The organism is Flammeovirga pectinis (assembly GCF_003970675.1).
GTDB classification, from domain to species: domain Bacteria; phylum Bacteroidota; class Bacteroidia; order Cytophagales; family Flammeovirgaceae; genus Flammeovirga; species Flammeovirga pectinis.
The window spans coordinates 855848-880381 of record NZ_CP034563.1; the positions used below are offsets into that span (position 1 = coordinate 855848).

General features: G+C 32.2%; 20 protein-coding genes. 12 read left to right on the forward strand and 8 right to left on the reverse strand.

The features are described from left to right. Positions 1-3: 3 nt before the first annotated feature. The 5 genes from EI427_RS23460 to EI427_RS23480 all read left to right on the forward strand — a co-directional run bounded on the left by EI427_RS23460 (position 4) and on the right by EI427_RS23480 (position 9220). On the forward strand, positions 4-639 hold the full coding sequence (locus EI427_RS23460; protein ID WP_126619632.1) for a hypothetical protein: 636 nt from the start codon (positions 4-6) through the stop codon (positions 637-639). A 31-nt stretch (positions 640-670) separates the two neighbouring features. Then, the gene (locus tag EI427_RS23465) at positions 671-6958 is read left to right on the forward strand and encodes a polymorphic toxin-type HINT domain-containing protein (RefSeq protein WP_126619634.1); all 6288 of its coding nucleotides are present in this window, start codon (positions 671-673) and stop codon (positions 6956-6958) included. A 1-nt stretch (position 6959) separates the two neighbouring features. Then, positions 6960-7637: a hypothetical protein gene (locus tag EI427_RS23470; RefSeq protein WP_126619636.1), complete on the forward strand. Its 678-nt coding sequence runs from the start codon at positions 6960-6962 to the stop codon at positions 7635-7637. A gap of 501 nt (positions 7638-8138) precedes the next feature. Next, a complete protein-coding gene (locus EI427_RS23475; RefSeq protein ID WP_126619638.1) occupies positions 8139-8339 on the forward strand; it encodes a hypothetical protein in 201 nt (66 codons plus the stop codon). Continuing rightward, positions 8339-9220: an immunity 49 family protein gene (locus EI427_RS23480; RefSeq protein ID WP_126619640.1), complete on the forward strand. Its 882-nt coding sequence runs from the start codon at positions 8339-8341 to the stop codon at positions 9218-9220. Before EI427_RS23475 ends, EI427_RS23480 begins: the two co-directional genes overlap by 1 nt. Before the next feature lie 155 nt (positions 9221-9375). Here the strand turns inward: EI427_RS23480 and EI427_RS23485 are convergent, their stop codons facing one another. After that, a complete protein-coding gene (locus tag EI427_RS23485) occupies positions 9376-10206 on the reverse strand; it encodes an Rpn family recombination-promoting nuclease/putative transposase (RefSeq protein WP_126619642.1) in 831 nt (276 codons plus the stop codon). 374 nt (positions 10207-10580) lie between these two features. Between EI427_RS23485 and EI427_RS23490 the strand changes: the two genes are divergently transcribed. Further along, positions 10581-11333 carry a hypothetical protein gene (locus EI427_RS23490; RefSeq protein WP_126619644.1) on the forward strand — a complete coding sequence of 251 codons (753 nt, stop codon included), beginning with the start codon at positions 10581-10583 and terminating at the stop codon, positions 11331-11333. Positions 11334-11422: 89 nt separating this feature from the next. On the opposite strand, the gene istB is transcribed toward EI427_RS23490, so the two are convergent. The 3 genes from istB to EI427_RS23505 form a co-directional block, all read right to left on the reverse strand. After that, positions 11423-12190 carry an IS21-like element helper ATPase IstB gene (gene istB / locus EI427_RS23495; protein WP_126618707.1) on the reverse strand — a complete coding sequence of 256 codons (768 nt, stop codon included), beginning with the start codon at positions 12188-12190 and terminating at the stop codon, positions 11423-11425. A gap of 9 nt (positions 12191-12199) precedes the next feature. Then, positions 12200-13729: an IS21 family transposase gene (gene istA / locus EI427_RS23500; protein ID WP_126619646.1), complete on the reverse strand. Its 1530-nt coding sequence runs from the start codon at positions 13727-13729 to the stop codon at positions 12200-12202. 130 nt (positions 13730-13859) lie between these two features. Beyond that, positions 13860-14240, reverse strand: coding sequence for a hypothetical protein (locus EI427_RS23505; RefSeq protein ID WP_126619648.1), 381 nt, complete (start codon positions 14238-14240; stop codon positions 13860-13862). A 393-nt stretch (positions 14241-14633) separates the two neighbouring features. On the opposite strand from EI427_RS23505, the gene EI427_RS23510 reads away from it, so the two are divergent. From EI427_RS23510 to EI427_RS23520, 4 genes are all read left to right on the forward strand, one after another. After that, positions 14634-15518 carry an immunity 49 family protein gene (locus EI427_RS23510; protein ID WP_126619650.1) on the forward strand — a complete coding sequence of 295 codons (885 nt, stop codon included), beginning with the start codon at positions 14634-14636 and terminating at the stop codon, positions 15516-15518. Positions 15519-15862: 344 nt separating this feature from the next. Continuing rightward, entirely contained in the window at positions 15863-19012 is a 3150-nt protein-coding gene (locus tag EI427_RS23515) for an efflux RND transporter permease subunit (protein ID WP_126619652.1), read from the forward strand. Between the two features lie 165 nt (positions 19013-19177). Next, entirely contained in the window at positions 19178-19306 is a 129-nt protein-coding gene (locus tag EI427_RS26400; protein WP_262708886.1) for a hypothetical protein, read from the forward strand. A 136-nt stretch (positions 19307-19442) separates the two neighbouring features. After that, entirely contained in the window at positions 19443-20354 is a 912-nt protein-coding gene (locus EI427_RS23520; protein ID WP_126619654.1) for an alpha/beta hydrolase, read from the forward strand. Positions 20355-20414: 60 nt separating this feature from the next. Here the strand turns inward: EI427_RS23520 and EI427_RS23525 are convergent, their stop codons facing one another. From EI427_RS23525 to EI427_RS26405, 3 genes are all read right to left on the reverse strand, one after another. Further along, positions 20415-20789, reverse strand: coding sequence for a hypothetical protein (locus EI427_RS23525; protein ID WP_126619656.1), 375 nt, complete (start codon positions 20787-20789; stop codon positions 20415-20417). A gap of 411 nt (positions 20790-21200) precedes the next feature. Continuing rightward, a complete protein-coding gene (locus tag EI427_RS23530) occupies positions 21201-21680 on the reverse strand; it encodes a hypothetical protein (protein ID WP_126619658.1) in 480 nt (159 codons plus the stop codon). A 246-nt stretch (positions 21681-21926) separates the two neighbouring features. After that, positions 21927-22058, reverse strand: a complete 132-nt coding sequence (locus EI427_RS26405; RefSeq protein ID WP_262708887.1) for a hypothetical protein — start codon at positions 22056-22058, stop codon at positions 21927-21929. Between the two features lie 384 nt (positions 22059-22442). Between EI427_RS26405 and EI427_RS23535 the strand changes: the two genes are divergently transcribed. Further along, positions 22443-22943, forward strand: coding sequence for a hypothetical protein (locus EI427_RS23535; RefSeq protein ID WP_126619661.1), 501 nt, complete (start codon positions 22443-22445; stop codon positions 22941-22943). A 75-nt stretch (positions 22944-23018) separates the two neighbouring features. Here the strand turns inward: EI427_RS23535 and EI427_RS23540 are convergent, their stop codons facing one another. Further along, the gene (locus tag EI427_RS23540) at positions 23019-23312 is read right to left on the reverse strand and encodes a DUF3817 domain-containing protein (protein WP_126619663.1); all 294 of its coding nucleotides are present in this window, start codon (positions 23310-23312) and stop codon (positions 23019-23021) included. A gap of 272 nt (positions 23313-23584) precedes the next feature. Between EI427_RS23540 and EI427_RS23545 the strand changes: the two genes are divergently transcribed. Beyond that, the gene (locus EI427_RS23545) at positions 23585-24532 is read left to right on the forward strand and encodes a hypothetical protein (protein ID WP_126619665.1); all 948 of its coding nucleotides are present in this window, start codon (positions 23585-23587) and stop codon (positions 24530-24532) included. Positions 24533-24534: the final 2 nt, after the last annotated feature.

Below are 24534 nucleotides of genomic sequence, written 5' to 3' on the forward strand. Positions count from 1 at the left end.
CTTATGAAAACGATAATTATACTAATTTCTCTTATTTTTTATGTGAATTTTATTCAAGGGCAAACTATAGATTTACAAGAAGATAAATTTTTCGTAAATATTGAAACTGAAGATTGTACTATACAATTAGATCCTGAAAGCTGCTTTACTGGGGCTTATGATCTAACTATAAACGATGATGGTTTTTGGAAAACACCAGGGGATTATACGTTCAGTTATACAAATAATCATCATATATATATTGCTCTTCCAGATGGAGAATGCACTTTTGATAAGGTTAGTCCTAGATCTTCGACTATTGAATATACAATAATTGGATCAACTAATGGTAGTATTGAAAATAATGAATCATGGGGCTGTACAGTTAATTTAAGTTGGTATTATTGTGATAATGGTACACGAACTTTAGGTGGTATAAATAATCGAAAATTAATAATACCTCAAATCTTTAAAATCATTGGAGAGTCATATTATTGGAAATTGATTACAATGGATCAAGAAAAAATTATTATTGAAAATAAAGCTGAAATTAATCTATCAACATTGCCAAAGTTAAAATCTGCTGAACTATACTCTTTTAAATTTACATCTAAGAAACTAAATTTTAACAATTCGCTTACTAACTTTTTAAGTAAGTAAAACTAACAATAAGAAAGCTAAACAATCTTTTATGAAAAATTCTAACTATATATACACACTATTATTAGTATTGCTAATAAGTAGTAGTACTTTATTTGCACAGAGGTACCCTGTACAAGCAACATTGACATTGACTGCTCCCTATCCGGTTAAATTATCAGAATACACACAACTTGGTAGTAATAAAGTACAAGCAACTATATGGTTAAAAGATTTAGGCCAATCTGATATTCCTGTTAAATTTAAATTGAGAATAGAAAATACACAAAAAAGACTCCTTTTAGAAACAAAACAGAATTATAATCCAGAACCTGTACACCTTGTTGGCGGTCAGACGGAATTACTTGATGCAACCGTTTTAGGTCCTTATTTTGAGTTAAATAATTTATCTGCTGTAAGCGGAAGTACTTCTGCCATTGTATCTAACGGAGGACGTTTGCCTGATGGTTATTATAAATTTACGTTAGAGGTTTTAGACTTTTATACAGGAAGAAAGATTTCTAATACTAGCTTATATCAATGCTTTCTTGTATTAAGTGATCCCCCATTATTAATGCTACCTGCAAATGCTAGAAAAGTAATTGCTTCAGACCCCCAATATGTTAATTTTTCTTGGAACCCCCGACATTTAGTATCTCCTAACCGTCCTCAAAATGTTACCTATAGATTCCAGGTAGTCGAAATCCTAAGAGAAGGACAAACTGCAGGAGATGCTTTTGCAACTACTCCCCCAATTATAGATGAGGAAGGAATCATGGTACCTGCTTATCAGTTAGGCCCTATGGATAGCCCTTTAGAACCTGGTAATTGGTATGCATGGCGTGTGCAAGCGTATGATGAGGATGAATTAGGTTTAATTAAAAATGAAGGGTGGAGTGCTCCTCAGTTATTTCAATTTGGTGATGCTTGTAAAGCCTGTGAACAATTTGCAGTAGCGAATACAACAGAAAATAGAGCTGAATTATTTTGGTTAGGTGATTTTTCTCATGACTCTTATGAAGTAAAATACCGTAGGAAAGCAGATAAAGACGAAGACCCCTTACCATGGAAGGCTCAAGAATTTTTAGCAGTAAATGGAGTAGTTAAAAGACTGACTGATGGAACAATTTATGAATTTAAAGTAAGGGGAATTTGTAATGGAGAACGGTATGGAGAATGGTCTGCAATTCAAGAAGCATCTACAGAGTTAAAACCTAAAAGTACGTATTCTTGCGAAGGAGGTGAAGTAGCTATTAGTTGGGAAAATGAGGAGCCTTATACACTTGCATTAGAAGTAGGAGAAATATTTACAGCCGGAGATTTTGATGTAATAATTGTAGAAGACGACATTATCGATGGTAAACACATGGGCAATGGCATGATAAGAATCCAAGCATTTGAAGCAGTGTATTTTAATGTTGAATGGGAGGATATTGTTCTTAATACAGATTATCAACTAATAGAAGGTGAAGCATTAATAATAGGTTCGGATTCAGATTTGATAGATCCTGAACTTAAAACTTTAATTACTCAAGGTTTAGGTGCACTTGATATGGTTATTGAAGGAGTGAAATTTGTTAAAAAGGTTATTAATAATTTACCTGAAGATATCAAAAATGATTTCAATACAGCAAAAGATTCTGTAGCAATTCAGAAACGAGAACTCTCAAATACCAAAAAGGCCCTAAGACAAGCAGAACGAGCATTAAAAAATATAGAGGAAGAAGGTACAGCTAAAGAAATAGCAGAAGCTCAAGATGTAGTAGACGGTTTATTGAGTAAAAAAGAGATAGATAAAGAGGATTTATTAATAGCAAAATCACGTAAGAAAGAAGCTGTTAAAAAAGCATTGGATTATGTGACCCAAGAATTACAACAAGGGGTGCAATATTTTGTTCAATTTTCTAATGGAATTAATAGTACTTTACAGGCAACTAATGTGGATCAACAAAAACGAGAAGCAGAAAAAACATTTGTTGCTGGCGATAGTCTTATAGCCTTTCTTACACGTTTGGAAGGAGAAAGTAACCCCTCTTCCGATGCACTTAAAATGGCTAAAACAGCTACCGCAAGCCAAGAATCTATAGAACGTACTTTAGAGGATATGCTCTCTCTGATTAACATGTCTGTAGATATTATAAATATTGGATTTCCAACAAATGAAACAGACTATTTGGAATTAGGACTTAAGGTTTACAATGCAGCAAATAATCTTGTCAATTCAGGGCAAGAAAGTGCAGATAATGTAGAAAGTATTTCTTCTATGTTATCAATTTCTACTATTCCAGAGGCAATTACTGCGACAAAAATGTCTGTTTGGGTGTTTAAATTTATGTTCGAAAACATCTATATGCTTGTTGGTAGTAAAACTGGAGAAGTTCAGAATGGTCAAAATTGGGCAGAAACAGACAGGTTGTATTTTTCCTCATCATCAGCAACCGCATATGGCTTTGATGCGGGGGGTAGAACAGTAGATAAAAATGCACATGTAGAGGTATCTTTTGAAACGGAAGAAAATTATATTATTCCATGGGTAGCCGCCGAAGGAACACAAGAGGTAACAGTAGCTATAAGTGGAACAATAGACAATATAATATTTAGTTCAGAAGACAAAACCTTAACCGCTGAAGCTATTGATGGAGTTGTAAAATTACAAAGCAAAAAAGACAACAAATCTACGGAATGGCAAGCGTATCGCATGGTAAATAATAAGGAAGAATATTATGGTAAAATCAATGTTCAACCCTACGAGAAGCAGCAATATACTCTTCGTCTTTACGCCGTAAATGGGCAAGAATTACCAGACAAAGAAACACTTCAAAATTATTTAAATACAATTTACGGCACCGCTTTAATAGAGTGGACAGTAGTGATAGAAGCTACTTCAGATATGGAATATGCCGACCGTTTTTGGGACATCACAACAGAAGATGGTAAAGTAGAAGTGGGAAGTTCTACAACGTTAACAGGTTATACGTACGAACAAAAATACATCATCAATTATTTTAAGGACAACTATGCTAAGCCAAAAGGCAATGAGTTTGTGTTGTTCTATGCCGGAGGTTCTTCAGTAGCAGATGTTTCAGGTTACATGATGTTATCGGGTCGTTACGGTTTCATCTTTAATAATGGTAGTACACCGACTTTCCGTACCATTGCCCACGAACTTGGTCATGGAGCGTTTGGATTAGAACATACGTGGATGGAATATCCTAATGAAGAAGGTTTCGCTCAAGAAACAACCAATAACCTTATGGATTACGGTATAGGTGAGGAACTTTGGAAATGGCAATGGGATTTGGTGCAAAATCCTGCACCTACGGTTGGGTTTGAGAATGAGGATGAGGATGGGCAGAGTGTTAGTGAAGATAAACTTGCTCAAATAGTAAGAATGTTTAATGAAATTTCTTGTGCTAATAGTAGAGGAGAGAATTTATTGAATATCGAATTATCAATTACAGACGGCAATTATACATTTTCTACAGCGTCATTATTGGATGAATTAAACCTTCAAGGATTTGAAGCTATAAGAGGAAATAATATTACCATAAGAGTACCTAATAAAAATAACAGTGGAACTTTAAGGGAGTATGCTTATTTTAATATTCAAAATAGCCAATCTTATGAATATTCATCAAGTAATTATCAATTAGTTAAAATAGGGGATGATCTCAATAATATATTAATTTTATCTGGGAAATATAAAAATTCAGGACTTTTAGAAGGGTTTAATGGTAGTCCCTTAGATGAAAATCAAATAAATTTATTCAAAGAATTATTTAAAAAGATAACAAACCATGAAAAAGGAGAATATAATTTAATAGGTAATTATGCCTCTGAAGGAGATATTGATATTGAACAAGTAAAGAAATTTACAACTTGTGATTTTGAATTACTTAGTCGATCAGTACGTTTAGATTTAATAAAATTACTTTCTACTAACCAATCTGGTTTTTTTGATGATGATACCTATCAGTTATGCTCTGTCAAATCTTTAGCAACAATTGATGATGCAGATAAAGAGTATTTCTATAATGAATTTTCATCACATCCTGAATACATTATTAACCAATATAATAGTTTAGATGGTTTGTCAAGGAGTGCATTTGTTCAAGAAGTTTATACTCTATGGAAATTATTTGAAAATGAAACAGATGAAAAAGCAGTCTTAATTGTTGGTGCCTCATTTAGAGGTAATGTCGTAAACTCCTTAAAATTTGATGATGATAAGACAATCTATGAAGAGCGACAAGGGAAATTAATTCAAACTTATGCAACTTCAGGAGGAGGTTATGGTAGTCGTTATGATAAAGTGAAGTTTACCATTGGAGATATCTTCACTCCAGTTAGTTTTTATATTGCGAAAGAGGAGACCTCTTCAAAAAATGCTGTGATAATTCCTGCTATTGTATTAAAATCTTTCACAGATGATCAGAATTTTGATCATACAGTTGATATGGCTTTTTTAACAGCAGACCTTGTTTCACTTGCTTTTGGTGTTGGAGAATTTAACTTATTATTAAAAGGAGCTCGTAGCTCATCATTTTTAAGTAAACAATTTCTTATCACTAGTTTAAGAGCCTCTTTATCAATAGTGGATTTAACGGCTACAGTAAATGATATTGTTTGTTCTACAGATGAATTTTCTCAGAGTAATTTTTGTAATACATGGAATGAATATGCCCTGTATGTTCAATTAGGAATCTTAAGTGCATCTGCTTTAGATATGTTTGCTGGGCGTTTATTGAAAGATTTAAATGAGCTTCCTCCAAGTACAAGAAAGCAATTAGAAGATGAAGGAGTAGTAAGTAGTTTTGGAGGGTGTTTTGTAGCAGGAACTCCTGTTTATCAAAATGGTGAAATTTACAAGAATATTGAGGAGATAAAAGAGGGAGATTTTGTAGATAGTTTTGATGAAAACAACAATATAGTTCTATCAAAAGTAACCAATACTTTTATAAGACAAAGTTCTAGTCTTCGACATTTTTATAGTCAACAAAAACTTTTATTCAGTTCAACGCCAGAGCATCCAATTTTTACTCCTGCCAATTTTAGAAAAGCAAGAGATCTTATTGAAGGAGATAGTATTTGGTCTCAGAAAGGTTGGCTTGTTATTTCTGAAATTATTGATGAAACGGCTTCTGTAGATGTTTATAATTTTACAGTTGAAAATACCCATACTTATTTTGTAGGTAGTTCAGCGGTCGGTGTTCATAATAGAAGTGTAGCTTTATCTCCCGCATTAGAAAAGAAAGTAGCAGAAATTAAAGCGCTTGATGCAGATTTAGGCCAAGAGCTAGAGACATTAATAAACAATGATCATTATGCTTTAGCTTTTGTAGGCGATATAGGTTTGGTTGATAATTGGTTTATTCTGACAAAAGGAGGAGGATCACCTGTAATAAGAAAAAACATTGATAACCTAAAAGGTTTAAGTTCTTTTGTAGCTTCAAAAGGTAATTTTTCAGATGTAAAGATATGGAATGAATGTGTTGATAAAATCAATAATCACGGATCCAAAGAAAAGTTAATAAAAAAATTAGACGGTAAAACTTCACCTGATGAGATTCTGAGAGTTATAGGAGAGACAAAATCCTACCCTGTTCCTCATACTGTATTTGGAGATGATAGGATAAAACAATTAATGCTCAATGGAGATAAAAAAGCGAAAGGTTACTCAGAATTATTAGATTCCGACTTATCAAATATTCCAAATTATACTAAATATAAAGACCAATTAGATAACTTAGCAGAAGGAACGGACGCGGCAAACATTCGTTCTAAAGTTGTTAAAGAGTTTAATGAACAATTAGGGCAAACGGCCAATAGTATAGATGAATTAACAGGCAGACTTTCTAAAATAGATAACCAAGGCTCAAGAGGAGCGATTTGTGAATCCTATGTAGCCACCAAGAAGAATTTATCAATTACAGGTGTTGTACATCCACAGATAGATTTTCCTGCGTTTAGTAAAAAGCGTATTCCAGATGGTATTTTTCATGTAGATGCTCAAGGTAAATTAGTGATTTATGATGTAAAATCAGGATATGTCAATGGACAAATTGATGTTGAGCAATTGGAGGATTATGCGAAGATGATTAAAATACTTTCTTCTAAAGGTGAAGAAGCTGATCTTTTAAAGCAAATTTTAAAAGAAAAAGGCATAAATATGAGTGGTTTTAGAGGTAAGGTAGAAGTTCAGTATATTGTGATGCCGGGTAAAACTAATCAGGTTGATATTGCTAAAGAAGCTATAGAGAAGAAGAAAAATACATTTTTTGATAATAATAAAACTTTATCTCCAATTAGAGAAAAAGTGATAATAACACAAGATTTATAACATGTTTATTATATCATTTAATACAGAAAATAATAAAAGTAATTTAATTAAGATTTTAAATTTGATAAATTTTTCTCTTGAAAAGAGAGAAGAGACTTTTGTTAAAATTACAGATATGAGTTGTTTAGAACTTATTGAAGAATTTCAAGAATTAGACAAAATATTGATAAATATAGATAATTATAATTACGAAGATTATGGAATTAGTATAACTTTATTGAACAATTATTCTCTTAGCTTAAGAATGCGAGAACAAATAGAATTTGCAGTGATTCCTAATGAAAATAAAAACGATGAAGAGGTGATGTCATACGACACCTTCTTCTTCAACCTCTACAAATCCTTACCCAATGGCTTAGGTTATGTAAGTTGGGTTGATGTAGGGAATTTATATGATTTTGATGAAAAACATGATTTAGATAAATATAAAGTATATTCTGATTTTTCTTATTTGGAATCATATTTCTATCATTGTGTAAGTATACCTTTTAAATATGAAAAACATCACACCAAAGCTCAACTCCTCAATTGCCCATTCATCAAAGTAGAAGAATGGGAGGATGGAAGCATAGAAATGCTGCATTATAATAACCCTTTGGAAATAGAATCCGAAGAAAATATAGAGCAGATTAGAAAGGTAAGAAAGTATTTGAGTGAAAATAATTTGTATAGCGAATAAACAACAAGCCAACCTACAAAAACGAGGTTGGCTTGTTGTTTTTATAAAATTGTAGCTTACTGCTGTATATTTTTTACTTCTTCTATGCTTAGAAAAACTATGTAATTCATCAACCCAATTACATAAACACCTTTAAGTTGATATTTCAAATCAGTCCCTCTTTCTGCTTGGCTTAGATGGTTTTTTTTTATGAAAATGCATAATTAAAAGTTGAATATTAAGGTTTATTTATCACTGATGTGATGTTAAATTATTGACTAATTGGTGTATTTATTGTGATATATTCTATTTGACGCTGTCGCTTAACACATAGAACAGTGATGACAAAGACATACAAAAATTGTCCTTAAAAGAAAAGTCAAACAAGGTCAATTTGATAGAATTTATTATGATACTAAAAACGAAAAATTTATTATTGTAGAGACAAAAGGGGGAAGTTCTCGTATTGGTACTCGTAAGTATCAACAAAAAAATGTAGAACAAGGCACAGATGAATATTTGATGAGTATTATTAATAATATGAGTAAAAATGACAATGCAGGGCAGGAAGAGAAGGATTTGGCAGAAGATTTAAAAGAAGCCTATGAAAGACATAAAATTGATTATTTGCTCATAAAACAAGAATTTAATACAACAACAGGACAACTGAAACCAACGAAAATTAGAAAATTTGTACTGAACTTTGATTTATCAACTGACTAATGGAATACATAGCAAGAAATTTAACTCATAGAGAAAATGAATTTAAAAGAGTTCTTAAGAACTATGATAGAAAAATGAAAAATATTCATGACGGGTATGAAAAAAATATATTTGTTGATGATTTAACTTTGATTGGTCTTAATACTAGGGGGTTCATGAACATATTTTGTAATGCATCAATCGTAAGTGAAAGAAATGAAAATATTGAGATTGATTTATTACAAAATATCCAACGCTTTGCTAAAAGTCACTTCACCATGGCTTATCATCCCTCAGAAAATGTAACTATTTCATTTGAAGAAGGTAAAGAAATTGAAGTAAAAGCCCCAGGAGGTTTAACGCTATTGATGGATTGTGGTTCATGGATGACCTATTTAAGTTTTTTCCTTGTCATCAGAGATCAAGAAGGATTTGATCTCATGATGAAGGCACAGGAAAGAGATTTCAGGCGTTCAAATTTAAGTTTAGATAAATTAGATTTGGCAATGATTAATTTCTATAAGCATTTAAATAGTCCTAGTGAGGAAGTGGTGATAGAAACTATTAAAGCCACAGAGCCATTTGTAGGGAATTATTTAGATGAACAATTTGCCGCCGATTATGTCTTAAATATATACGAACCCATCATTGGTGTTTATGATGCTCTTTTCCGTCAGAATGAACAACTATTTAACGAAAAGCTCTTAAAAGCTATTCAATTACACAAAGAATATTATAACGATCAAAGTGAGGATACAGATCATTCCCCACATGCTTCAGATGGTTTTATAAGCTGGTTTTTACTCGCCCCAATCTGTTTGGCATATGACAGAGGTATGAAAATAGAGGTACAGTCAGACTATTTGCCAGAGTGGTTGATAAAACGAGAGTTTGAATTGTAGAAGTTATAAGAACCCATTAGATATTGAATCGGAAGAAAATATAGAGCAGATCAGAAAGGTAAGGAAGTATTTGAGTGAAAATAATTTGCATAGCGAATAAAAGATAAGCCAACCTACAAAAATAGGTTGGCTTGTTACTTCTATAAAGTTGTAGCTTACTGCTGTATGTTTTTTACTTCTTCAATGTTTAATCCCGAATACTGAGCAACTTTTTCAATACTAAGTCCATCAAGAAGCATGGATTTAGCCGTTTCAATAGCCTGTTCTTTTTTCCCTTCTTCCTTCGCCTGATCCAACGTATTCACATAATCCCTAAAGGTTTTCAACGATTCCTCGTAGCTCACTTTATCCGTTTCGTTCATGGCAGAATATTCTGAAATTTTGAATAATTTTTTAAAAGTCCTTTCCTGTAATAGAGGAGGGATGTTATCCAAATTAGGCATGTTTTTGATGGCATAAATCCATTTATCAAAAAGGGTGCTTTGTTCCGTTAGTGGCTTAGAGAATTTTGGTAATTCGAGGTACACAAAAGAGAGTTTATCATAAAAAGTATTTCCTTTTTCATCTCTCAATTTAATGTTGTGATGGAACTCTTCTGATGAATCAAAAGTGAAATTCATCAATCCAATTACATAAACACCTTTTAGTTGATATTTCCAATCAGTCCCTCTTTCAGCTTGTTCTTGAATAGGGAATGTAGCGTAATACAGTGTTCTATCTTTAAAAAATTCTTGTTTTGCTCTTTGGAGTTCAACAATAAATTTTTCTCCGTTTTCATTTTCACAATATAGATCATAGATAGCTTTTCTATCGACATCTCTACGAGCCAATTGCTCTTGCTGTTTGTATTCTAACGTTTTAATCTGATCTTCTTCGGGCAAAATAGCATTTAAGAAATCAATAAGAATATCCTTATTGGCTTCCTCGCCAAATATTTTTTTGAACCCAAAATCGGTAAACGGATTAATGTATTTAGAATGTGCCATATCTGAATCTTTTTTGTAAAGATGCTAGATTAAAAGTTGAATATCAAGGTTTATTTATTATTGAAGCAGTGGTAAATTATTTCTTTATTGGTGTATTTATTGTGATATATTCTATTTGACGCTGTCGCTTAACACATAGAACAGTGGAGAGAGATATTAATAACTTTCGAGGATTGTCTTTAGAACCAATTGTTGGTAAACTTTTTTGAAAAACACACCCATTAAGTATTTCAGAGGAAAAATCACCTGAAGCTTTTATCTTAAAAATATATGGGGACGGAAAATTAGAGCAAAAAATATCAGGAATAGAATATGTTGATTTATCTGAAGAAGCCGAAAAGGAAGAAGAAAAAAGAATCAAATAATAATTATTTATGAAAGGTAATATTGTATATACAGAATTAAGGGAACAATTAGACTTGAAATTAGGGTCTAAATTAATAAATACTGTTCCCGAAGGTATAAGAGACGAATGGTTAAATTATGCTTATAAAAAAAATCCTGTAAATATCTTGAATATTGGTTTTGGGGATAGAGAAGCGTTTGCCCCATACGATTCTATTTGGGTTCGTCCTCTAGTAACTATTTCTCAAATCGAAACAATTTTAATGAAATCATGCCCAATTTATTTTAATACACATAAATATAATGGATATACTTTAACACAAAATAGAGAAACTTATGTTTGGTCAAGTAATGCCAATCTTCACCCCTTTACCCCAGAGGAAATCGCATCAAATCCTGAAAAATTTGATTACCTCACCCCCGAACAAGGTTTTAAAAAAGGAGACCTTATTCCTTTTGTAAATGAGTTAATACCTAAAATAGAAGAGAAGATTTATCCTTATTTTGAGGAGTTTAAAACGATTGAAGATGTTTATACAAAGATTTTCCCAACAATTGAAACCTCACAATATAATGGCTTACCACTTTATCAAAGAGCATTTGCAGGTTTTCAGTTTGAAAAAGCGTTAATTGTATTAAAAGAAATGCAAGACCTAAATTTTAAAGAATACTATGAGTGGTACAAAAAGACTATACCTCTAGGGATAAAGCAGCAACCAATAATTTGGCAAAAGCACCATGAGATTTTCCCCGAATTCGAAGCCAATTATCTTTTAAAATAAAAGGGAAGCATAATGTGTATATATTAATCGAAAACTACACCACTTATTACTTCAAAAGTGCAGCACTTTCAAACCAAAAATAATGGCTTTTATTCAGTATTTGCAAGTAAATTTTCTTTTGTTTTTTTCATTCTGTAGGATTCTCCATTCATGTTGATATAAATTGATTGGTGATTTAACCTGTCTACCATTGCAGCCGTTAATACTTTATCATGAAAAATTTCAGTCCATCTATCGAAGCCTAAATTTGTAGTAATGATGGTTGATTTATTATCTGTTCTGATAGAAAGTAATGAAAATAACATTTCTGCCGAAGCCTTATCGAAGGAGATATATCCAAATTCATCACAGATGACAAGGTCATATTTTTCGAATCTATTTTCAAAAACTGTTTGACTTCTACTTTCTTTAGCTTCTCTGAGCTGAGTGACTAATCTTGGCACAGAAGTGAAAAGAACAGAGTAGCCTTCCATGCATGCTTTTACGCCTAACCCTATTGCCATATGCGTCTTTCCAGTACCAGGATTACCCGCTAAAATTACATTCTGCTTTTCTTCTAAAAAAGAAAGTTCATTTAACAAGGGTAATTTGGCTTGAGCATCTTGGGGTAAGTCATTTAGCACAAGATCATGGAGGTATTTCATGGAAGGAAAATGAGCTCTTTTGAGTCGTTCCTTATGTCTTCTTTCAATTCGATGATGATACTCTAACTCTAACAGCTCTAATAAAAAATCTTCGTATGTTTTATTTTCAATAATAGCTTGCTTCGCTATTTTCGAAAACTCTTTATTGATAATAGACAACCGTAAATCTTTAGTCAGTAATGCGATACGGTCTTTGTGATGTATTGATTTCATCTTTTTATTTTAGTTTTGTAATGAAGAAGTATTCATTTGAGAATGTGCTAATAATAGCCGTTCACTATACTGTTCTATTTCATCCTCTTTAGAAGTGACAGCAGATGGGGTTTCTGCACTATAAAGCATTTGTAAAAGAGCATAATCGATTTTACTTTGAGGTGCTTTCTGCTGGTAAAACTCTATTTTCTCTTCCAACTCTTTAATGCTAATCTTCTCTGTACGCATCCATTGGAGTACTTGTATGTATTCCTTTTCATTTCCTTTAAAAAACTGATGATAAAGTGTTTTAAAACCTGTTTGTACTTGTTGTAATGCACTTGAGTGAGCCAAAGCCCCTGGTTTTTTAGAGAAGGTATTCAAGTAGTCATAAATATCAATATACCATTGATTTTTAGTGTGATGCCTCATTTTAGTGACAATGATTTGCTCTTTGTCATCTAAAACATGAAATCTTGACGTTTCTATTTTTAAAGTGACGTACTTTCTTTTTAGCTTTTCGGGAATGGAATAATGATTACTATCCAAATAAACACAATGGTATTTATTGATCGCTAACTTCTTTAAAATAGCAGTTTGGTAAGCTGTTACAGGAACTGATCGCATATAGTTTAGTTCTTCTTTTAAGAGAACTTCTGCTACTTCTTTTTGTGCTTTAGGGGGCTTATTATTAAGTAGAATAAGTTGTTGTTCTAAATGGAGATTCGCCTTCTCTAAATCATCAAATTTTGTTGACAGACTAAACGATTTTCTACGGATATACTCAACACTACGTTCTACATTTCCTTTTTCATTACCACTATAAGCATTACAAAAGCGATATTGAAACTGATAATAAGCAGATAGTTTCAAGAGCTCATCTGTGGCAATTTTCTCTTTAGGATTATAGGAATATTTCTTAACAGCAACTCTCATATTATCGTAAACAATTTCTTTCGGAACACCTCCAATATGATAAAGAAACAGATTATGACTTTCTAGAAAGCTCTGCATATCCTGACGGTAGAATAAGTAAGCCCAACGGTAATTGCTATACTTATTCGTAAATACAGCCATCTGTAGCCTTCTTTCCTGCCCACCTAGTTCAAGACGAACTTCACCCCAATCAAACTCAATATTTTCTCCTGCCTGATAAGACTGTTTAAGGTAGATTTTCTGGTGGTTGGATTGCTCTTGTTTACGAACATAATTACAAACAGTAGTATACCCAATGAGGTGCCCTTTTTGCTGTAAATACTCATAAATGTCATGCTTATTCATGAGTTGTTTAGAACGCCCTTTCTGTCTATTCTCTTTGTTTCTATTCAAATAATCTGCAATATCTTCAACTACTTCTACTGTTAATCTTTTCTTGGGACGAGAGGTGATTTCCCGATATTGAGGAGCACTTAATATATTGGTTCCTGATTGTTGAAGAACTTCATGTTCATCAATATATTTTTTGACTGTTCTAAAGTTAAGACCCAGCTCACGAGCTAAGCTTCTTTTTGATTTTCCATTGGTGTAGTAACCTACGATTACTGCAGCTTTTTTATTCATACTAATCACATTTAAGTATCTACAAAAAGTAAATACTATTCAAATTTAATTTCGATTAGTGCTGCACTTTTTAAGTAATAGGGTGTTGCAGTTTTGGGTTAATACTTACATAATGTTTATGACCATCTTCCTAGTCTCCAACTTTTTGGTTAGTGGCTAGGGAGGTGTTTTGCACTTCTTCAATGCTTAATCCCGAATACTGAGCAACTTTTTCAATACTAAGTCCATCAAGAAGCATGGATTTAGCCGTTTCAATAGCCTGTTCTTTTTTCCCTTCTTCCTTGCCCTCTTCCTTTGCCTGATCCAACGTATTAACATAATCCCTAAAGGTTTTCAACGATTCCTCGTAACTCACTTTATCCGTTTCATTCATTGCAGAATATTCAGAAATTTTAAACAATTTTTTAAAGGTTCTTTCTTGTAAAAGAGTAGGGGTTTCATGTTGAATATCAAGGTTTATTGGTCTCAGAAATGGGTTTAAAACCCTGCACTTTCTGTGCAGACCCCCCACTGTTCGTAATGTTAAGCGACAGCGTCATTACGAATTCACCCATTGTGAAAGTTTATAACTTATCACAATATCAAAAACTAAAAACATAGTATGCATTTTATTTCAACATCCTTTTAATTTTGACTGATCCATCTAACTTTGGAATCAATTTTGAAATACAGAAATCGTGAGTTACAAACTCACACAATTTTCTAGTTCCGAGTGACGCCTTCGGCTTAACACCCGGAACAGTGGGGGATCAAAATGCTCAAAATTTATCTATTGATTTATTAGACGCTTACAAAGATAAAAAAATAGATTACCTCCTAGTTAAACAAGAATTTAATACTAATACAGGAGCTTTAAAACCAACAAAAATATCAAAATTTAAATTAGAATTTAACAAACAATGATATGATACATATTAAAAGAAATGAGACACATAGATCAAAAAATCTAGATCTTGTATATAAATATATAAATAGAGAAAAGAAAAAACTTAAAGAGCATTTTGCAGAAAATACCTTTATTGAAGATACAGATAGAATAGGATTATATACTAGAGGTTTTTTAGACAAGGTTTTTGAACTATCAGTCTTAGAAGGCGACAACCACCGAGAAGAACAAATTTATTTTCTTTCTTTAATTAAACGCTTTGCCAAAGCACACTATATCTTAGCATACCATCCAGAAGAAATGGTAGAGATAAGTTTGGAAAAAGGAAAAACACATCAAGTAAAAGCACCCAAGGGACTAAAACTTTTAGTGGACTTTAATTCTTGGTTAAGATATTTAAGTATTTTTATTGTACTTAGAGATAGGGAAGGTTTTGATTTGATGTTGAAAGCCAAAGAAGAATACTTTAGGCTTTCAAATGCTCATTATGATAAATTAGATCACATCCTTATCCAATTTTTTAAAGCAATAGAAAACCCTACTGATACCTTGACACTCAAAGCATTTGAAGCGACAGAACCATTTGTAGGGAATTACCTTGATGAAAAATTTGCAGCAGAATTTGTTTTAAACCAATTTGAACCCCTTTTGTGTGTATACGATGCACTCTTTCGTCAAGATGATGACTTATTTAATAAAGAGTTAGAAAAAGCCTTAAAACTTCATCAAGAGTATTATACAGATGAAAGTGATGATACCGATCATTCAGCTGATGCCTCAAAAGGATGGATCAGTTGGCTTCTTTTAGCTCCCGTTACTATGGCATATGATAGAGGTGTAAAGATCAATGTCAGTTCGGAATATATTCCTGAGTGGTTATATAAAAAGGAATTTGACATCTAAATTCTAATCTTTTAACGAGATTAGCCATAACCCAACAAGCCAACCTACAAAAAATAGGTTGGCTTGTTGCATATACAATTTATGGAATTTCAACACTCTTAACTTAGACATAATAAAAAACAATACGTTTTTTGTAGCAATGTACCCTCTTTTTTTCTAGAAAGTTGCCCAACAAATTAATACCTTATCCTTGTTTTACAAAGAGTTATAAGACTCCTAACTTCATTATTTTTTAAGACCACAATTTTACCATACACGCATTAAAGTTAATAAGATTAAATGTTTACAACATGTAAAAATAAAACATCGTTACCTTAAAAAAGAAACATCGTTACTAAAACATTATGATCTCTAAATTTTTCATCAATCGACCTATCTTCTCTGCTGTTCTGGCAATAATTATTGTCTTGACGGGTAGTATATCGTTATTCAACTTGCCAATAGCTGAATATCCCAACATTACACCTCCAACAGTAAATGTTACGGCATCTTACCCTGGAGCAAGTGCAGATGTAATTGCCGAAACAGTTGGTGCTCCAATAGAGCAATCTGTAAACGGTGTAGAAAACATGCTGTATATGAGTTCTACTTCTAACAATGATGGAACGTATAGTTTAACCATTACTTTTGAGGTAGGAACGGATTTGGATATAGCCACAGTTTTAGTGCAAAATAAAGTAGCACAGGCACTTCCTAAAATTCCAGATATAGTACAAACATTAGGAGTAGTAACAGATAAGTCTTCTTCTGGGGTTTCTGTACAAGCGGCTAACTTAGTAATGATTGCTGCAATACAATCCGATGATGCAGTTGTAGATTCTTTGTTCTTAAGTAACTATGCAAAAGTTTATATTGCAGACGAGATTAAAAGAATTCCTGGAGTAAGTAATGTGAGTATTTACGGAGTGAATGATTATAGTATCAGAATTTGGATGGATCCTTCTAAATTAAAAGAGAGAGGATTGGCATCTTCTGACGTTAAGAATTCAATTTTATCACAAAACGTGCAAGTAGCGGCAGGGCAATTAGGACAAACCCCTTCTAGTTCAACTCAAAAAAACCAATATGCATTGGTAGTAGCTCCTGGGCGATTAACCGATGTAGATCAATTTAAAAATATTATTATTAAAACCGACCAACAAGGGCACACAGTTTATTTAAAAGATGTAGCTTCTGTTGAGTTAGGTACAAAAGATTACAATATGTTTTTCCACTTAAAGGGAAAACAAGCAGCAGGTATAGCAATTTACCAATTGCCTTCGGCTAATGCATTAGATATTCAAAAACAGGTTAACGAACGTATGTCAATCTTGAGTGAAAAGTTTCCTCAAGGAATGTCTTATTCGGTGCCTTTAGATACTACAAAATTTGTGAGAGTATCTATAGACGAAGTGGTAGAAACATTAGCAATAGCCATCTTCTTAGTATTTATAGTAATGTTTATGTTCTTACAAGATTGGAGAGCAACATTAATACCTGCCATTACAATTCCAGTAGCACTTATTGGTACGTTTACAGTAATGTCTGCCATGGGTTTTTCTATTAATATGCTAACGCTATTTGGATTGGTTTTAGCCATTGGTATTGTAGTAGATGATGCCATTGTTGTAGTAGAAAATACAAGTAGGCATTTAGAAGAAGGAAAGGATAGAAAAGAAGCAGCTATTTTAGCAATGCAAGAAGTTACAGGGCCAATTATAGCCACAACTTTAGTATTAATGTCTGTGTTTTTACCAGCGGCTTCTATGGGAGGTATTACCGGAGAATTATACAAACAATTTGCACTAACAATTGCTGTATCAACGTTGTTTTCTGCTTTTAATGCACTTACACTTTCACCTGCATTGTGTGCAATGATATTGCAACCAAAAGGAAAAGATAAAAAAGAGTTTTTCTTGTTTAGATGGTTTAATGCAGGCTATAATAAAGTATTTAATGGGTATGCAACAGTACTTACTTTTGCAGTCCGAAAATATGGACTTTCATTATTAGTTTTTATAGCAATTTCAGCTTTTGGTATTTTTGATTTTGATCAATTGCCTACTTCATTCATACCTCAAGAAGACCAAGGATATGTAATGACTTCTGTTGAACTGCCAAAATCAGCATCTATGAATAGAACAGCTGAAATTAATAGACAGCTTGATGAATTATATAGCGATGTACCGGGTGTTAAAACTTGGATGACCGTAGAAGGTTTTTCTATTATGGACGGTACAACAGCTCCAAACAGAGCAACAATATTTGTAATTTTTGATGATTGGGATGTCCGTCTTAAAAAAGGACAAGATATAGACCATATCATGAACGATTTAGCAGAAAGATATGATTCAGTATTAGGTGCTCAAGTACATTCTTTTGTACCTCCAGCAATTAGTGGTTTAGGTAACTCTGGTGGTTTCCAAATGGTAATTCTAGATAAAGGAAATAACGATTACAATACACTTCAAAAAGTAGTTGATGAGTTTGTAATCGAAGGAAACGAACAAATATCTTTAAGTGGAGTTGGAACAACATTTAATTCAAAAATACCACAACTTAAGGTAGATGTGAAACTAGAAAAAGCACAAATGATGGGTATTTCTTTAAATACTATTTATGATGCTCTTAATGCATTTACGGGTCAGCAATATGTAGACGATTTTTCTAGATGGAATAGAACGTATCAAGTAAATATAGAATCGAGAGCAGATTATAGAACAAAAGTAGACGATTTATGGAATTTGTATGTAAAGTCTACTTCGGGTAAAATGATATCAATTGGTTCTTTAGTAGATGTAAGTTACATGGAAGCACCAGAAATTGTATCAAGATATAATTTATACAATGCGGCATTTATAAACGGAGATGCAGCCATTGGATACAGTTCTGGTGATGCTTTGACAACAATGACTAAAATGTCAACATCAAAATTAGACAAAAGCATGACGGCATCTTGGACAGGTTTAGCATACCAACAAATTAAAGCAAACGGGAGTGTAATATTTGTATTCCTATTAGCAGTAATTTTTGTTTACCTAGTATTAGCCGCTCAATATGAATCTTGGATTGATCCATTTGGGGTAATATTAGCCGTTCCTTTAGCATTATTTGGAGCTGTAATTTCTATCCAAATGAGAGGTCTAACGAACGATATTTATATGCAAATTGGTATTGTATTACTTGTTGCTTTAGCATCTAAAAATGCAATTTTAATTATAGAATTTGCTAGAGATAACATTGCAAAAGGAGAAAAGTTGTACGAAGCAATTGTAGATGCAGCTAAAGTGAGGTTTAGACCCATTCTTATGACATCATTTGCTTTTATTTTGGGTGTATATCCGTTAGTAATTGCAACAGGAGCAGGAGCAAATTCTCGTCATTCATTAGGTACTACAGTGTTTGGTGGTATGATTGCAGCAACTGTTTTAGCCATCATATTTGTACCCTCAAATTACTATTTATTACATAAGTATTTTAGTAAAAAACAAAGAGCTTTAAGAAATAAAAAATAGAGATAATTAGAGATCAATAATATAGATAGCCCATCATAGTTTATGATGGGTTATTTTTTGTTCAATCAAAATAAAAAGAATTTTTTTTAAATGGAAGTGGTGACATTTTAACGGCATAGATATTAGTTAATGTATTCACTAATAAATCTAAAAAATATGGAACTTATGGAAAATCCTTCTGACTCTCTAATTATGGCAAAATTTGGTAGCGAATTTATTAAAACAACAATAATGGTAATAGCTGCTATATGGGTAATTCGTAGCCAAAAGAAACAAGGAAAGCCTATATTTTAAAATAATAGGAGAAACATAATTTAAATTCTATTTTAAAGAACAATAAGCATTACTTCCTCAGAAAGTTAATGCTTTTTTTGTATCCCAAAAAGGAGGTTGTATTTTTAACTAAACAAGCAACAAAGCAAATATTCTGATGAACAAATTATTACTCCTTTTATTACTTTTCTTTATCTCTAAAACAGGTAGAGCACAAGAAATACTTCCTTTATGGAATGGTGGTATTCCAAAGCACATTATATCTTCTGAAAAAGAATTTATAGCCACAGATAGAAAGATTATTTGGATCGAAAAAATTCAAGTACCAACAATAAAAGTATACCATCCTACAAAGCGTTTTAATAATAATAAAGCAGTAGTGTTATTTCCTGGAGGAGGGTACAAAGGTTTAGCGTATGATTTAGAAGGAGAAGATTTTGCAAAATGGCTAAATACTTTAGGTTTTACCGCCATTGTAGTAAAATATAGAGTTCCAGTTTCTGCAGCATTAAAAGACAAAAAAGAGGTTCCTTTAATAGATGCCCAAAGAGCAATAAGACTAGTAAGAGCTAATGCAGAAAAATGGGAAATTGATACAAATAAAGTAGGAGTAATGGGTTTTTCTGCTGGAGGGCATTTGGCAGCCACTTTAGGTACACGCTTTTCTACTACGTATTCTTACAAGAAAGATACAATTGATAATTTAAATGCACGACCCGATTTTATGGTTTTGGCATATCCCGTAATTAGTATGCAAAATGGGGTAACCCACAATGGGTCTAGAACTAATTTATTAGGTAAAAAGCCAACAAAAGAACTTATAGATTTATACTCTAATGAGTTACAAGTGACTGCACAAACACCCCCAACATTTTTAATACATTGTGCCGATGATGGGGCTGTACCAGTACAAAACACCTTACTATTTTACAACGCATTGTTAGAAAATAAAGTAGAAGCAGAAATGCACATTTACCAAAAAGGAGGCCATGGTTTTGGATTAGGTAAAAACGTAGGAGATGTAGGAAATTGGACTGATATTGCAGCAGAGTGGTTGGATAAATTATAAACTAAAACAGGGTCTTGTAACTAAACTACTAGACCCTGTTTAATGATGTCTTTTTTAGAATTAACCTTCTAAACTTTTCCAAAACTTATTTGTCAAATTGTTGATTTCTTTCCAATCACGTCCTGTAAGCGAAGAGATCTTTTTATTATAAAATTTCCCTTGTTCTTTTTTCTTATTATTGAATTCTATTTGTGTTATTTCACCTGCACTTTTTTCATCTTTCAACGCTTTTAAAGCGACTTGTTGTTGCATACGTATTTTATAAAGTTCTTCTTTTTGATCTTCTGTAAGATCTGTCCATTCATTAGAAGCAAAAGCAACATATTGATTACAGTTGTCATGCATCCATTCAGCAGCGCCAGAAATATCTTGTGCAGAAACGCCAAATGCGAATGATAGAAGGAAGAAGCTAAATAATAATGTAAATTTTTTCATTTCTATAAAAATTAAAATTGTTAGAAAGAACACCTAAGTAGTCGAACAAGCCATCACAAATTGTTCTTTAGTTTATCCACTATAAATCTATTTACAGAGACCCTATATTTTGTTTATCCATAGATAAAATAATTAGTCTTTGTTTACATTTCAAATATGAGAGTAAAAATGTAATAATGACAGTTTATGATCTTCATTGGTTAAAATCTTATTCAAACATGTCAAAATAAGACTTATTAGAATTCTTTTCTATTCTATAACTTTTGTTTTTACCACTTTTTAGAAAGTGATTATGCTAATAATATTAATTTTAAAGCATTAAAAAGCCCTACCTCTTAGAAGTAGGGCTTTCCTAAAATTGTCTATCGCTAAATAGAATTATTTATGAAATGAAATGAATTAAACCGTTAATTACATTAGAGGGGTAGCATAAATATTTCTTTTTCTACCTACTTTAACCCTCGTATATTTTTCAATAATTTTCTGTTCTATACCAAGTTCTTCAATCTCTTCAATTCCTTCTTGAATAAGCGTATCGCCCTTAATAAAGACAGAAAATGTAAAATTATGTCCTTCCCAATCTCTAAAATTGCAATATTCTAAAGACTCTTTATACTGATTACCAACTAATGAGTAAGCACCCCCACCAGCTACAAAATGAGCAGTAGTGTCTTTACCATTATTATTGTCATGATTTAAAAATGCAAAATGATGCTGATTAATAATTTTAATCATTCGTTTGTTTTCAAGATCCTGAACTATAGAAGAATCATTACGGATAGTTGTTGCAGATAACAACTCCCATGTTCCTTGAATATTAGGAGGATTATTTAACTCAATACAGGAGTTAAATGCTAGAAAACAGAATATATAAAAGAGTAACTTCCCCATCTTATAAAAGAAAAATGCATCATTATTAATTGTTCATGTAACGAATATCAATGATTAATTAACACGAATTAATAAATTTCGACCAACGTCAAATTTTTAAGTTTATACGGCTTTTCATTTTAAAAAATGAGCTTCAAAAAATGCTTAACAACAAAAAAAGAGAGACAAACGCCTCTCTTTTCAAGTAATAGTATTTATGTAGTGGTTATTGGTATCTCAATTTCTTGTAGAAAGAGATAAAGGAAATTAAATTTTTTTCCTATCGTCGTTCTTTTTCTTGTCAGAATTAGTAGACTTTGATAGACTTTTGGTCTCTGTAAATAATTTTTCAGAACCCCATTTTAAAGTGTTTTCGCTAATTACAAAAGACTTATTCATTTTGGTATATAAAGGTAAAAGGTTATTAAGTATTAAAGTATGCTCAAAATTAATACATGTTTATTAAAACAACTAATGCAACCGGTTTAAATAACTACAAAACACTGTTCGCAAATCATAATATATATTAATGAGCGCATAAATTAACCGTTACTAGAAATGATAGTCTATACAATTCAAAATCAAATAGTTGACGAACGAATTTCACATGTACTATTTGCGTACTATCTCTTTCGTATTTTGATAAAAACTTAAATAATCACAATCTATAATCAACGGCAACTCTTATGCTCCTCCTCCTGATAAATTAAGAGTACAATAGGGGTTTTACTGCTTAATCTCCCTTTATTAATTGAAAATCATATTTTATTCTTCTTTATAACAATGAAAAAATTAGCATTATTATTACTTTGTAGTATTTGTTGTACAAGTTTAATGTACGCCCAAGATAGACCAACAGGTTATCTATCTTTTACAGGAGCTGGTTCTGCTGTATTACAAAGACAAGCTGTAAGTTCTATATTTACAATAGATTACAACCATTATATTGCCGATCATTGGATGATTGGCGGTAGCTTAATAAACGATTGGGAAAAAGAAACAGGGCCAAGATCAGAAATTGGAACAGGGAATTCCTATAAAGCTACTTTAGCAATCTACACCACTTATGTAACAGGTAATTGGGGTTTTGGAGGAGGTTACGCCAGAGATATTGCAAAAGAAGGTCAGTTGACCACAAAAGGTAATAATTATCTAGACGTTTTTGTAATGTACTTTATTAAAGTGGGTAACCATTATATATGCCCAAGGGTAGGCTATGTACACGATTTACACGATCAGGAACAAAGTATTTCTTTTGGAGTGAGTTATAGTATACCTTTCTAAAATCCTTAAAAATAAGAAAGTGTCCATTGGCTTGTAATTGATGTATGAGCGAATGGACACTTTTTAGATGTAGAATTATGCTACAACATATTTCTTAAAAATTTTACTATCGGCTACAAACGTTCCAAATGGAACAAGAGATGCAATAAATGCCCAAAAAGAATTCATTAAACCCCATTTCGTATCGTAATGTACTTTTAAAACTAAGAGTACATAGGCAATAAACAGAAAGCCATGTGCAGAACCAATAATACGGTTAGGTTCTCCAATTTCTGCCATATATTTTAATGGCATACCAATACCAAATAATAATAAGTAAGAAACACCCTCTATAAAACCGATAATCCTTAAATACTTTATACTTTTCATGTTTAGATAATGCTTAATTGTTGGAATTCGAAGACAAATTTAAGGTAAAGTTTACTTTTGAAAAAATTTCTAATATTTTTGTTTGAATTATTAATACAGGATTGATTTTTTGATAGTAGAATATAGATGAAAGATATAGTAACGCAAGCGGGTTCAATTTGTCTGGAATTAACAGATGAACTGTCTGATGATGTGGTGGAGATGTTAGAAAATACCATTTGGGGAACTGAGGGGGCGTACGCTACACACACGAGGAAACAAGGAAAAATCTTGTGGAGACAAAAAAAGCATATTTTCTAAACCTTAGAAGAAACGATAATTTATTAAGTTCAATTACGCTTATTCATAAATCTACTGTTTTTGAAGGTAAACCAACAGAAACATATCATATTAGGTATTTTGCTTTTGTAAGTTCAATGCAAAGTGCAAAGCAGAATCCGAACAAGAAAAAGAAAAAGAATAGTTTTCTAGACCAACAGTTAATCAATTTCTTTAATAATTATCAAATGCCAGAAAGTAAGGCAAATGGTACTCCTCAATGTTTTCATGCGCAAGTAGAAAACGATAATTTGAGGTCGAAAATGTTTACTGAAAAAGTTGGTTTCGAGTCTATAGGTAAGATGACAACACTAACGTACAGTCGTGTTTCTCCTACTAAAAAAGATAATGTGCGTAGAGCAACAAAAGAGGAATATGCTAGTGTAATCCAAAAATCGGAAGATTTCTATAAGGATTATGCTTTCTTTTCTACAGAAAATATGGGCAAAGACAATAACCTATTTGTTGTAGAAGAAGATGGTAAGATTGTAGCAGGCGGACAAGCATTTATTGGAAAATGGAAATTTCATCATTTACCAGGTGCTGAAGGAGTTGTTGCTAAGTATTTATTACCCTATATTCCTTATGCAAATAGACTTTTTAATTTTTACGATCACTCGTTCGTAACTATGGAAGGTTTGTTTTGGGAAAAAGGTGCAGAGCAGAAAATTCAAGATTTAATGTCTACTGTTTTAAAAGACTTAGGCAAGAATGTTTCTTTCCTTTGGATGGACCCAGATTGTACAGATTATAAAACCATTAAAGAGAAAGTAGATTGGGGTGTTTTAGAACACCTTAATAGTGGTTCAAAATCTTCTATTATTATTAGAGTAGATGATACAAGTGAATATGCAAGATATTCCGCTTTAGATAAATATATTTCAGGTTATTATATTTTATAGTA